The 12,460-nt window shown below is 71.1% G+C and carries 11 protein-coding genes and 2 pseudogenes; 8 read left to right on the plus strand and 5 right to left on the minus strand.

The features are described from left to right. Nucleotides 1-53: 53 nt before the first annotated feature. Nucleotides 54-590, minus strand: a complete 537-nt coding sequence (locus K7B10_RS02245) for a TetR/AcrR family transcriptional regulator (protein WP_229334258.1) — start codon at nucleotides 588-590, stop codon at nucleotides 54-56. Here K7B10_RS02245 and K7B10_RS02250 point away from each other — a divergent pair. After that, a pseudogene (locus K7B10_RS02250) lies at nucleotides 547-861 on the plus strand (anthrone oxygenase family protein); the annotation flags it as partial. The gene K7B10_RS02245 and the pseudogene K7B10_RS02250 sit on opposite strands and share 44 nt — an antisense overlap. Before the next feature lie 93 nt (nucleotides 862-954). Here K7B10_RS02250 and K7B10_RS02255 read toward each other — a convergent pair. Further along, nucleotides 955-2,493, minus strand: a complete 1,539-nt coding sequence (locus tag K7B10_RS02255; RefSeq protein WP_229334259.1) for an AMP-binding protein — start codon at nucleotides 2,491-2,493, stop codon at nucleotides 955-957. Between the two features lie 202 nt (nucleotides 2,494-2,695). Between K7B10_RS02255 and K7B10_RS02260 the strand changes: the two genes are divergently transcribed. Beyond that, nucleotides 2,696-4,720, plus strand: a complete 2,025-nt coding sequence (locus tag K7B10_RS02260; RefSeq protein WP_229334260.1) for a HEAT repeat domain-containing protein — start codon at nucleotides 2,696-2,698, stop codon at nucleotides 4,718-4,720. A gap of 15 nt (nucleotides 4,721-4,735) precedes the next feature. Here K7B10_RS02260 and K7B10_RS02265 read toward each other — a convergent pair whose 3' ends face one another. Continuing rightward, nucleotides 4,736-5,575, minus strand: coding sequence for an alpha/beta fold hydrolase (locus tag K7B10_RS02265; protein WP_229334261.1), 840 nt, complete (start codon nucleotides 5,573-5,575; stop codon nucleotides 4,736-4,738). Beyond that, nucleotides 5,572-6,165, minus strand: coding sequence for a TetR/AcrR family transcriptional regulator (locus K7B10_RS02270; RefSeq protein WP_229334262.1), 594 nt, complete (start codon nucleotides 6,163-6,165; stop codon nucleotides 5,572-5,574). The genes K7B10_RS02265 and K7B10_RS02270 overlap by 4 nt, the downstream gene beginning before the upstream one ends. 61 nt (nucleotides 6,166-6,226) lie before the next feature. On the opposite strand from K7B10_RS02270, the pseudogene K7B10_RS41515 reads away from it, so the two are divergent. The 5 genes and pseudogenes from K7B10_RS41515 to K7B10_RS02290 form a co-directional block, all read left to right on the plus strand. Further along, nucleotides 6,227-6,391: pseudogene (locus tag K7B10_RS41515) on the plus strand (acyl-CoA dehydrogenase family protein); the annotation flags it as partial. An 80-nt stretch (nucleotides 6,392-6,471) separates the two neighbouring features. Next, a complete protein-coding gene (locus tag K7B10_RS02275) occupies nucleotides 6,472-8,013 on the plus strand; it encodes a Re/Si-specific NAD(P)(+) transhydrogenase subunit alpha (protein ID WP_229334263.1) in 1,542 nt (513 codons plus the stop codon). Nucleotides 8,014-8,020: 7 nt separating this feature from the next. Continuing rightward, nucleotides 8,021-9,478 (plus strand): Re/Si-specific NAD(P)(+) transhydrogenase subunit beta, encoded by a 1,458-nt coding sequence (pntB, locus tag K7B10_RS02280; protein ID WP_229334264.1) that lies wholly within the window; start codon nucleotides 8,021-8,023, stop codon nucleotides 9,476-9,478. Nucleotides 9,479-9,656: 178 nt separating this feature from the next. Beyond that, nucleotides 9,657-10,148 (plus strand): DUF2975 domain-containing protein, encoded by a 492-nt coding sequence (locus tag K7B10_RS02285; RefSeq protein ID WP_229334265.1) that lies wholly within the window; start codon nucleotides 9,657-9,659, stop codon nucleotides 10,146-10,148. Continuing rightward, entirely contained in the window at nucleotides 10,148-10,378 is a 231-nt protein-coding gene (locus K7B10_RS02290; RefSeq protein WP_229334266.1) for a helix-turn-helix domain-containing protein, read from the plus strand. Before K7B10_RS02285 ends, K7B10_RS02290 begins: the two co-directional genes overlap by 1 nt. A gap of 60 nt (nucleotides 10,379-10,438) precedes the next feature. Here the strand turns inward: K7B10_RS02290 and K7B10_RS02295 are convergent, their stop codons facing one another. Then, nucleotides 10,439-11,374: a DMT family transporter gene (locus K7B10_RS02295; protein ID WP_229334267.1), complete on the minus strand. Its 936-nt coding sequence runs from the start codon at nucleotides 11,372-11,374 to the stop codon at nucleotides 10,439-10,441. Nucleotides 11,375-11,455: 81 nt separating this feature from the next. On the opposite strand from K7B10_RS02295, the gene K7B10_RS02300 reads away from it, so the two are divergent. Beyond that, entirely contained in the window at nucleotides 11,456-12,397 is a 942-nt protein-coding gene (locus tag K7B10_RS02300) for a LysR family transcriptional regulator (protein ID WP_229334268.1), read from the plus strand. Nucleotides 12,398-12,460 lie beyond the last annotated feature (63 nt).

Below are 12,460 nucleotides of genomic sequence, written 5' to 3' on the forward strand. Positions count from 1 at the left end.
ATCCCGTGCGGGATGTCACGGGTGTCGGTCGTGGGTCCGACCGGCGTCCGGGTTCAGATCACGGCGAGCCGGTCCACCAGCAGCTCCACCCTCCGGTCGGCGTCCGCCTGCGGCAGCCGTCCCGAACGGGTCAGGGTCGCCAGCCCGTGCAGGGAGGCCCGGAACAGCGCGGTGAACAGCGCCGGGTGGACGTCGTCCCCGGCGGCCTCGCCGAGGTTCTCCAGCAGGGCGGCGATGGCGTCCTTGAGGGGCTCCGGGGTGTCCTCCTGCGCGAACGCCAGGCCGCCGTCGAGCTGGAACATGGCGTCGTAGACCGCCGGATTGCGTTCGGCGCAGTCCAGGTAGGTGCGGGCCAGGGTGGCGACCCGGGCGCGCGGGCCGTCCGCGGCGGAGGCCGCGGCTCTCAGCGCCGCGGCCATCTCGGCGGCGCCCTCGAGGGCGCCGGCGCCGATGATCTCGCGTTTGCCGCGGAAGTGGCTGTAGAGGACGGGCTGGCTGTACTCGATGCGCTCGGCGAGCCGGCGGGTGGTGACCGCGTCCCAGCCCCACGGGGCCCGGCGGCTCGGGGCCGTGATGCCGTTCTGGTACATCGGCTCGCTCGCCCTCGCCGCGTTCTGGGCCGTCGCCGGCCGGAACGCCGACGGCGCCGCCCTCGTCGTCACCGCCGCCGGGCTGCTGATCCTCAGCGTGGTGATGTCGATCCTGCTGCTCGTCCCGATCAACAACCGGGTCAAGACCTGGACCGCCGAGGGGCTGCCGGCCGACTGGAAGCAGCAGATGAACCGCTGGGACCGCTTCCACTACGTCCGCGTCGCCGTCATCGTCGCCGCCTTCGCCCTGCTGGTCACCGCCCTTGCCTGAGCGCCTCCGCCGGCCTCCCCCGGAACGGGATACGGGTGATGGCCACGTCCCCGGGACGGGAACGTGGCCATCATCATGAGGCCGGCCGGGCGGTCACTCTCCCGGACCGTCGAGCGCCCGGCCGCGGAGGAGCTTCTTGTCCGGCTTGCCCGCGTCGGTCAGAGGCAGCGCGTCGACGAAGTCGATGCGCACGGGCTCGTACATGGAGCCCTTCCGCTCCCGAACCATGGCGCGCAGCTCCTTCTCGTCGACGTCGCCGCCCTGCGCGCGGACGACGACCGCGTGGACCCGCTCCATGAGGTTGGCGTCGGGGACCCCGAACACGGCGCTCTGCAGGACCTGCGGATGGGAGTTCAGGACGTCCTCCAGTTCCACCGTGTACACGTGGCCTCCCACCACCACGATCATGTCCTTCAGCCGGTCCACGATCGTGATGTAGCCGTCCGCGTCGACGAAACCGATGTCACCGGTGTGCAGCCAACCGTCCCGCAGCACCTCGGCGGTGAGCTCGGGCTGCTTCCAGTACCCCTTCATCACGTGCCGGGAACGCACGCATATCTCCCCGCGCTCGCCCGCGGGCAGCTGCCGCCCTTCGGCGTCACGGACGGCGACCTCGACGCCCTCGATGATCTTCCCGGCGGTCCGCAGCAGTTCCGGGCGCCGCGGATCGTGGTCCTCGGGCGGGAGCATGCTGATCCCGCCGGCTTCGTTCTGGCCGTAGAACTGGTTCAGCACGGGGCCGAAGCGCCGGACCGCCGCCGCGAGGCGGGTCGGGGAGGAGGCGCAGCCTCCGTAGGTGAGCGAGCGCAGGCTGGAGGTGTCGGTACGGTCGACCTCGGGGTGGTCCAACAACTGGTAGAGGAGCGGCGGCAGCAGGAACACGTGGGTGATGCGCTCGCGCTCGACGGCGTCGAGCACGGCACCCGCCTCGAACCCGTCCAGCAGGACGACGGTGCCGCCTCGGTGCAGCGCGCTGTCCGCCATGAGGCCCGCCGCATGCGCGAGGGTGGTGCACACCAGGGCCCTGACCGGTCCGCCGTCGGACCAGCCCGATCCGACCGGCACCCATTGCTCGAAGGTCGTGCAGATGGCCTTGGGATGGCCGGTGGTCCCACCGGTGTGACGGATGACGCAGATGTCCTGCGCGAGCGCCGAACCCGTGAACGCCTCGGCGGACTCCTCGGCGGCGAGCCTCACCAGATCCGGGCCCGCGCCGGCTCCTCCCCCGAGAACCAGCACCCGCGCCGACGGCACCCGCCGGGACAGTTCGGCGGCGCGCTCGCGGTGGGCCGGGTCGACGATCAGGACCCGGGTCTCGACGTCCCGGAGGATGTCGGCGTGCACGTCGGCGGAAAGGCCTGCGTAGAGGTGGTTCACGGCGCAGCCGAGCAGTCCGGCGGCGTAGCGGGCGGCGATCGTCTCGGGAAGGTTGCCGGCCAGGAGGGTGACCGTCTGGCCGCGCCGCACCCCCAGGGAGCGCAGCGCCCGGGCCATGCCGTGGACGAGATCGCGCAATTCACCCGCGCTCACGCGCCGGCCCCCGTGCACGAGGGCCTCACGGCCGGGTTCGTTTCCCAGCGCGTCGAGAATGTCTTCCACGTGGCTGCGGAAGCGTGCGGTGGTGTCGTCCATACCGATCCCCATTGGTTGACTTGAGCAACTAGCGGGAGGCTAACGGCCGGTGATCCACAAACCCAAAGCCGGACGCTCAAATCCGGCCAATGCCCACGTCCTCACCCAAACATCACGGACTACCGGCCTGGCGCACCCGCCCTGCCGTCCTCCCACGCAATTGAGGCGACAGGGCGACGGAGTTGCCGGACGATGGCGGGCGGTGGGTGGCGAAGACGACCTGGTGGTGAACGGGGCAGTGGTGACGGGAGCGTTGTCGAAGGCGCTGGATGCCGTGGTGTGGGACGGGCTTGAGACGCGGTCCGGGACGGATCCGGTCGAGGACGTGGCGCGGGCGCTTCGCCGGCTCTCCTCGGCGGGGACGGAGGCGGTGGAGGAGGACTGCTACCCGCTCTACTCCCTCGTCACGCGGGACGGGTGCGAAACGCCGTCCGCGGCGGCGGTCGCCCTGCCGTTCGTCATCGCGCTCGCCGCCGACCCGGCCATGGGCGTGCGGGTCGACCTCGTCGATCTGCTGGCGGCCCTGCACGCGCCGGCCCTGGCGGGCGAGGACTGGTCAGGGGCGTGGGCTCTGCTCGCGGATCCGGAGCCGACGGTGCGACGGGCGGCGACGGCGCTGCCGGCCGGGGTCGCACGGCTGCTGGAGCGGTGGCGGGTCGAGACGGACCCCACCGTGCGGCTGCCGCTGCTGCTCGCCCTCGGCGAGGCCGCTTCACGAGAGGCCGCTCCCGCAGAAGCCGGGGAGCCCGCCCGCGAGGCGCGAGCGGTCCTGGCCGGCGTACTGGACAGCGATGACCCGGTGCTGCGGGTCGCCGCCGTCCACGCCTCGGCGGAGCTCGACCGGGAGCTGCCGGTCCGGCAACTGGACCGGCTGATCGAGGTGTTCTCGGACCTCGCCCTGCGACCCCGCTTCGAAAGCGTCTGGTACACCCCGGACATCGAGGCTCCCTGGACCCGAGAGGACCTGGTCCGGTCGACGGCACGGCTGCTCGGGCACGATCCCGAGGCGGAACTCTCCTTCGCCGTAAGACTGGTCGAGAGCGCGCGGCGCTCCGGGGACGGCGCACTGTGCCGGGAGGCGCTGGACCTGGCGTGGCGGCTCCTCACCGAGCGGCGCTCCGTGGAGTCCTCCCTGCTGCCGCTCGCGGGCATGCTGCTGGCCGATCCCGACGGCGCCGTGCGGCTGCGGGCCGCGAACATCCTCGCGGTGCTGGGCCCGGCGGCCGCGCCGTACGCGGACCGGCTGGCCGAGCTGCTCGACGACGACGCGACCGACCCGTACCTCGACGGATCGGTCCGGGAAATCGCCCGGTGGGCACTGACCCGGATCGGTGACCCCCGCGCCCTTCCGGGACTGGTCGAGCAGCTCCGCGCACAGGAGGAGGAGCAGGGCCGCGGCTACGTCATCGGTGATCCGCGGCGCCCGGACACCAAAGACGTGCTGATCCCGCTGCGCGCACACGCGGACACCCTGCTGCCCGCGATCCGGGAGACGATCCGGCACTGCGGTGCCCGAGGCGGTGCGACCCGCAGCCTCCTCCCGGTACTGGAAGCCTGGGGCGAGGACGCGCTGCCCGCCCTGCCCGATCTCATCCCGCTGCTGGCGGACACCTGGACTTCGATCGACGTGATGAGGGTGCTGCTGGCGATCGGACCGGCCGCCGCACCGGCCGTACCCGCGGTGCTCACCAGCCAGGTGCTGGACCACCCGGGCAATCACCGGTTCGTGGCCCGCACCGCCGCCCGTCTCGGCGCGGACCGCGCCGAAGCCCCGCGCCTCGTCGGCGAGGCGGTCATGCGTGCGGAGGAACCCGAGCTCGGGCCGATCGGCGGCCTGTGCGAGTTCGGCCGGGACGCGGCGCCCTACGCGCAGCGGGTGCGGCTCGCGATGGAGCACTCGACGCATTGGCCGCGGCTCACGGCGGCGATCACGCTCTGGGAGATCACGGGCCGCGCCGAACCGACCCTGCGGGTCCTGGAGGAGTTCGTCCTGCCGATCGCCGACGGCGGTGACGGCTTCGGGCTCTTCGGCGACGCCCTGCGGGCCCTGATCCGGATGGGCGAGATCAGCCCGGCGATCCGGGAAGCGCTGCTGGCGGTGCGGCACTCGGATCGCCGCCTGTCCGCGGAGGGGGGCTACCCGATGGTCCTCCGCGACCAGGAACTGCGCGGCCTGATCGAGGAAGCCATGGCGTGCGCCGCCCTGGAGACGGGTGGGACGCCCTGATCGGCAAGACACCCCCTAGACGCGAAAGACCTTGCGCAGGAGCTCGCCGAACTCGGTGGGGTGCGTGGTCAGGCCGGTGTGCCCGCCGGGGAAGTGCAGGAGTTCCTTGCCGAGTTGATCGGCCAGGAGGGCGGCCGGACGGTAGGGCAGCTCGCCCCGCGAGTCCTGACCGCAGGCGAGCACGAGCCGGTCGGACAGCGCCGCCAGCCGCTGGACGTCAGGGGCGTAGGACATGAAGCTCGGCACGATGCGCTCCACGAAGTAGGGCAGGTTGGCCATCGTCCGCTCGACCCGCGCCGCGGCCTGCGGCGGAAGCTTGATCTCGGCTCTCGGCTCCGTGGCGTCGCCGCCCTTCTTCAGACCCGCGGCGAACACGGCCATCGCCGGCATGAGCCCCTCGGTGCGGAGCGTCGCCTGCACGCGCTCGATGAGCATGCGATGTTCGGGGGCGTCCGGAAGGACCTCCACCACCGGCGGCTCGTGCGCCACCAGGAGTTCGACGCGTTCGGGGCGGGCGGTGAGCAGGTGCAGGGCGGCGATCGCGCCCGAGCTGGAGCCGAAGACGCGCGCGGGCTCGCCGGGCGAGAGCAGTTCCAGCAACCGGAAGGCGTCGTCGGCGTGTTCCGCCACGTGCTGCTCGGCCCCGGGGTCGTCCAGCGCGCTTCGGGACATGCCGCGCGGGTCGTACGTCGCGACGGTGCAGGCGGCGGCCAGGTCGTCGGCGATGCCGTCGAAGGAGGCCGCACCGCCCGTCCCTCCCGGGATCAGCAGCAGGAGCGGGCCCCGGCCGCGCACTTCGTAGTGCAGGGTCGCGCCGTTCACGCGCAGGTTGCCGATGGTCGGGGCGGTCGTCATGCGGAGTCTCCTTCTCGGGACGGGGGCCAGTGCTCCAGGAGGGTGTGGAGGGCGTCGAGTGCGCGGATCCAGGACCGCTGCGGTGACCGCTCGTGCGCGAACCCGCCCGCGGCCTCCAGGGCGACGAAGCCGTGGAACGTGCTCCGCAGCAACCGGACCGCATCGGTCAGGTCCGGTTCGGCCAGTCCGTAGCCGCGCAGCATGCCGTAGGTCAGCTCGATAGCGCGCCGTGGTCCGGGCGCCTTCGCGGCCAGTTCCGGGTCGATCCGGATCGGTGCCTGCGTCGCCGTGTAGCGACCCGGACAGGTCAGGGCGTACTCCCGCCAGGCGTTGGCGTACGCCACCAGCGCGTCCTTGCCCGCCAGCCCCGAGGTCGCCTCCGCGATGCGGATGGTCTTCTCGTCCGCCGCCAGCAGCGCGATCCGGCCGCGCAGGTCCTCGAGGCCACGGACGTGCGCGTAGAGGCTCGCGTCCTTCACGCCCAGCCGCCGCGCCACTTGCGACATGGTCACCCGGTCGAGCCCGACCTCGTCCGCCAGCTCGGCGCCCGCGGCGGTCACGCGCTCCGCCGTCAGTCCTGCCCGCGCCATGCACCCTCCCCATTCCTAGGAACCCTAGGTTAAACCTAAGACCCCTAGGAATGCGAGCGAGATGTGTCGCCGCACCGCGAACGCGCAGGCCGAGGTGACCAATGCCCGCGTCCGGATCCCCGGCCGGCGCGGACAGCTGACGGAGTACCGGCCCTCCTCTGCCTGGATGGGGGCTCGCGTGACCAAGATCTGGACGGGCTCGCACGCGGTCAGGAGGGAACTGATCGGCCGCGACTTAGGACTGCAGCCGCTGTCGGCTCCGTTCCACATTCACGTTGTTCACATTCATCACAAGGGAGGTAAACCATGGGTCATCCCGTACCGCAGCGGATCGGTGTCGCAGCCGAGACAAGCCCGGGAGAAACGCGCGTGGCGGCCACGCCGTCGACCGTGCGCCAGTTGGTCGCGCTGGGCTACGAGGTCATCGTCGAGTCGGGAGCGGGCACGGCCTCCGGTTTCTCCGACGACGCGTACGTCGCGCAGAGCGCGAAGGTCGGTGACGCCTGGAGCGCCGACATCGTACTGAAGGTCAACGCACCGTCCGGCGAAGAGATCGGGCGCCTGCCTGACGGCGCGACGCTGGTCAGCCTGATCGGCCCGGCGCTCAATCCCGGCCTGGTCGAGGAGCTCTCGCGGCGTCCCATCACGGTGCTCGCCATGGACGCGGTCCCGCGCATCTCGCGAGCCCAGTCCTTGGACGTGCTCAGCTCCATGGCCAACATCGCCGGCTACCGCGCGGTCGTCGAGGCGGCACACGCGTTCGGCCGGTTCTTCACCGGTCAGGTGACCGCGGCCGGAAAGGTTCCGCCCGCCAAGGTCCTCGTCGCGGGCGCCGGCGTGGCAGGGCTCGCCGCCATCGGCGCCGCCAACAGCCTGGGCGCGATCGTTCGGGCCACCGATCCGCGACCCGAGGTGGCGGAGCAGGTCCGATCGCTCGGCGGCGAGTTCCTCGGTGTCGAGGTGGAGCACAAGGCCGGCACCGACGGGTACGCCAAGGCGACCTCCGAGGAATACGACCGCCGGGCCGCGGAAATCTACAGTGAGCAGGCCGCCGACGTCGACATCGTCATCACCACCGCCCTGATCCCCGGACGTCCGGCGCCGAAGCTGCTCACCGCCCAGGACGTCGCGAGCATGCGGCCCGGCAGCGTGATCGTCGACATGGCCGCGTCGCAGGGCGGGAACGTCGCCGGCACGGTCGCGGGAGAGGTGGTCGTCACCGACAACGGCGTCACGATCATCGGCTACACCGACCTGCCCGCCCGGCTGCCGGCCCAGGCGTCCCAGCTGTACGGCACGAACCTCGTCAACCTGATGAAGCTGCTCACGCCGGCCAAGGACGGCCGGCACGTGATCGATTTCGAGGACGTGGTGCAGCGGTCCATGACCGTGGTGCGTGACGGCGAGACGACCTGGCCGCCGCCACCGGTACAGGTGTCCGCCGCTCCGGTGGCGCAGGCGCCGGTGGCCGCGAAGCCGGTCGTACCCGAGAAGGGGCCGATGTCCCCGGCGGCCAAGTACCTGCTCGCCGGTACCGGGATGGCGGCGCTCTTCCTGCTGACCGCGTTCTCCCCGTCCCAGCTGATCGGGAACTTCACCGTATTCGTGCTCGCGATCGTCATCGGCTACTACGTCATCGGCAAGGTGCACCACGCCCTGCACACACCACTCATGTCGGTGACGAACGCCATCTCCGGGATCGTCGTCGTGGGCGCCCTCCTGCAGATCGCCCACACGGACATCACGATCACCGTGCTGTCGTCCGTCGCGATCCTGCTGGCCAGCATCAACATCTTCGGCGGATTCGCGGTCACCCGCCGCATGCTCGCCATGTTCTCGAGAGGCTGATCCCCCCATGACTGCCGCCACGGCCGCGCAGGCCGCTTACATCGTCGCCGCACTCCTGTTCATCCTCAGCCTCGCCGGGCTCTCCAAGCACGAAAGCTCCCGTTCGGGACTCGTGTTCGGCGCCTCCGGCATGGTGATCGCCCTCGCCGCCACCATCGGCCTGGCCTCGCGCAGCATCACCGCGACGGGGCTGACCCTGCTCGTCGTCGCGATGCTGATCGGCGCGGGTGTCGGGTTCTGGCGGGCCCGAGTGGTCGAGATGACCGGCATGCCCGAACTCATCGCCCTCCTGCACAGTTTCGTCGGTCTGGCCGCCGTACTCGTCGGCTGGAACGGCTACTTCGAGGTCGAGGCGCAGGGCCCCGGGCACGCCGCGGTGGCGCAGGACCTGCTCGGCATCCACCACACCGAAGTGTTCATCGGGACATTCATCGGCGCCGTCACCTTCAGCGGCTCGATCGTCGCCTACCTGAAGCTGTCGGCGCGCATCAAGTCCAGCCCGCTGGTACTGCCCGGCAAGAACCTGATCAACCTGGGAGCCCTCGCCGCGTTCGCCGTGCTGACGGTCTTCTTCGTCATCCACCCGAGCCTCGGTCTGCTCATCGCGGTCACCGCGGTGGCGCTCGCCCTCGGAGTACACCTGGTCGCCTCGATCGGCGGCGGCGACATGCCGGTCGTGGTGTCGATGCTCAACAGCTACTCCGGCTGGGCCGCGGCCGCGTCCGGCTTCCTGCTGAACAACAACCTGCTCATCGTCACCGGAGCGCTGGTCGGATCCTCCGGCGCGTACCTTTCGTACATCATGTGCCAGGCGATGAACCGCTCGTTCATCTCCGTGATCGCGGGCGGTTTCGGTGTCGAGGCCGCCGCGAGCGACGACACCGACCTCGGCGAGCACCACGAGATCACCGCCGAAGCCACCGCCGAGCTGCTCCTGAACGCCTCGTCCGTCGTGATCGCTCCGGGCTACGGAATGGCGGTCGCGCAGGCCCAGTACCCGGTCGCCGAGCTGACCCGCAAGCTGCGCGAGCGCGGGGTGGACGTCCGGTTCGGCATCCACCCCGTGGCCGGACGCCTGCCGGGGCACATGAACGTGCTGCTGGCGGAGGCCAAGGTGCCGTACGACATCGTCCTGGAAATGGACGAGATCAATGACGAGCTCTCCGACACCACGGTCGTGCTCGTCATCGGCGCCAACGACACCGTCAACCCCGCCGCCGCCGAAGATCCGGGCAGCCCCATCGCCGGCATGCCGGTGCTGCGGGTGTGGGAAGCGGAGAACGTCGTCGTCTTCAAGCGCTCGATGGCGACCGGATACGCGGGCGTTCCCAATCCCCTCTTCTACCGGGACAACACCCAGATGCTCTTCGGCGATGCCAAGCAGCGGATGGAGGACATCCTCGGGGCGCTCGGATCCGACGGTTCGTCGCACCGCTCGCCCGCCGCGGCCATGGCCTCGCGGTAGCCGGAGGGGCGCACCCCGCCTTCGCGCAGGATCGACCCGTCCGGTGGGACGGGTCGCAAGCCTCCGCGAGGGCGGGGTGCGTCCGCGTTCCGAGGGCCGGCCCCCCTCTGTGTCACCCCTTGCCCTCACCTATCGAAATTCGATAGATTTCCATCGTGAATCGATGGAAGGATGAGCCATGGGAAAGCTGACCGTGGGTGCGTTGCGCGCGGTGCTCGTGGTGGTGCTCACCGGGACCGTGCTCGTACAGGCGCTGATGGTGTGGACGTTGATCAGTGGCAACGACCCGGAGGACGGTTCGATCCCGTTGACCCCGCTGCGCGTGATCACGATCCTGGGCCTGGGGTCGGCCCAGGTCGTCATGGTCTGCGTATGGCGGCTGGTGACGATGGTGCGCAGCGGAACCGTGTTCTCCCACGCCGCCTTCCGGTACGTGGACGTCATGATCGGCGCGATCGTGTCGGCCGCCCTCGTGTGGTTCGCGGTCACGGCCATCAATGCGCCGGGCCAGCGGGAGGACCCGGGCGTCACCGTCATCATGAGCGGGATCGGCGTGGCCATCCTGGGGGTCGCGCTCATGGTCCTCGTCCTGCGGATGCTGCTCGCCCAGGCCGTCGCGCGCGACGTCGAGGCGTCTCGGATGCAGGCCGAGTTGGACGAGGTGATCTGATGCCGATCACCGTCGACATCGACGTGATGCTGGCCAAACGGAAGATGTCCGTGGGTGAGCTCGCGGACCGCGTGGGGATCACGCCCGCCAACCTGGCGGTGCTCAAGAACGGCCGCGCCAAGGCGGTGCGCTTCGCGACGCTCGCCGCGCTCTGCGAGGTGCTGAGCTGCCAGCCGGGTGACCTGCTGCGCTGGGAAGCCGAGGAAGCCGCGGAAGCCGAGGTCGGCTGACCCACCCGTGGGCCGGGTGTGAAAGCACCCGGCCCACCGGCACCACCGCCCTCGCGGCTGTCAGGCGCCGGCAGGCGTCATGGGACGGCCCGCCCGGTCGTCCTTCTTGGTCTGCCACGCGGTGCGGTGGGCACGTTCGACGGACTGGCCCCAGTACGTCCCGGTGATCATGAGGATGGCGCCCAGGAAGGCCCACGCGGTGAGCCGTTCGCCGCCGAGGGTGATCCCGACCGCGACCGCCCAGATCGGTTCGGTGCCCAGAAGGAGGCTGGCCCGGCTGGCGGAGGTGCGCTGCACGGCCCAGGTCTGGGCGAGGAACGCGAACACGCTGCAGAACAGGGCGAGATAGATCAGCTGGGTCCAGGTGGCGGCGCCGCTCTGGACGAGGTCCGGCAGGTGGGCGATGGCCGGCGGCAGGAAGAGCACCGACCCGACCACGGTCTGGACCGTCGTCAGGTGCAACGGGTCCACGGCGCGGCCGGCGGTGAGCCTTCCGACGAGTGCGACGTGCCCGGCCCGGACGACCGCGGCGGCGAGCATCAGCCCGTCCCCCAGTCGGGGGGCGTGCAGTCCGGTGCCGGAGATGAGCAGCCCGACGGCCAGGACGCAGAGGCCGGCGGCGAGGAAGAACGTCACCGGCATTCCCGGGCGTCCCCCGGTCCGGTCCATGAGCGGTGTCAGCACGATCGTCAAACTGATGATCAGTCCGGCGTTGGCCGCGCTGGTGTGCGCCACCCCGTACGTCTCCAGGACGAGAACGGCCGCTTGGGTGACCCCCAGGAGCGATCCGATGCGGATCTCCGCACGCGTCCAGGGCCGCGTCCTGCGGCGTGCGGCGACCAGGGCGCCGCACGCCAGCGCGGAGATCGCGTACCGGGCGAACAGGACGACCAGGACGGGGAGGACGACGGTGGCCGTCTTGGCTGCCAGATAACTGGAACCCCAGACGAGCGCGACCAACAGGAGTACCGCATCGGTACGGCGGGCAACAGGCATGCCCACACGCTGCACGATTGATGATGTTGAAGGCTATGACCAACTTCTTAAAGCAACCTGTAGCAGCCCTACACTGTGCGCATGGATGAACGGCAGCTGCGGATCCTGCGGGAGCTCGGGGAGCTGGGAAGCGTCACGGCGGTCGCCGAGGCACTGCACGTGACGCCTTCCGCGATTTCGCAGCAACTGCGGCTGCTGCAGCGTTCGATTCCCGTCCCGCTGACCGAACGCGCCGGGCGCCGGGTGGTGCTGACCGATGCCGGGCAGGCCCTGGCGGGGGCGGCCATCGAAGTGGAGACCGCGCTGGCACGGGCCCGGCACACCATCGCCGACTTCGCGGAGCAACCCGACGGCAATGTGTCGATGGCGGCGTTCCACAGCGCGGGCTCCGCGTTCTTCCCGCTGATGCTGCGCAGCCTCGCCGGCCCGGACCGCCCCCGCCTGACCCTCGCCGACGAAGACGTCGCCCAGGACCGCTTCCCCGCCCTCACCCGCGACTACGATCTCGTGCTCGCCCACCGCCTCGACCACGGTCCGCCTTGGCCGCGCACCGTGACCGCCACCACCCTGCTGCACGAGCCCCTCGACGTCGCCCTGCCCGTCGGCCACCCGCTCGCCTCCCGTCCGCGGCTCTCGCCGCAGGACGTGGCCGACCAGCCCTGGATCACGGTCCACGACGGCTTCCCGCTCATGGCCACCATCGAGGCCATCGCCGGAGCCGCCAACCGCCGGCTCGACATCGTCCACCGCATCAACGAATTCGCGGTGGTCGCCGAGGCCGTGGCCGCCGGCGGGGGCTTGGCGTTGATGCCGCGCTGGACCGCCCGCGTGCACCCCGACGTCGTCCTCAGGCCGTTGAGCGGGGTGCACGCCCGACGCCGCATAGACGTGCTCCACCGGCCCGAGCGCACCGCACGAAGAGCCGTCCGCACGGTCCTCGCCGAGCTGCACCGCGCCGCCGCGGCGATCCAGGGCCACGACACCCGTGCACTCCCGCAGGAGGGGGGCACCCGCGGCGGCTGACACGTACGACCGCGCGCCCCGCTGCGGCGACGGCACCGGTCGCGAGCGGGCACCTGCGCGGAT

Origin of the sequence: Streptomyces flavotricini (assembly GCF_020639365.1) — a bacterium.
Classification (GTDB): Bacteria; Actinomycetota; Actinomycetes; order Streptomycetales; family Streptomycetaceae; genus Streptomyces; species Streptomyces flavotricini.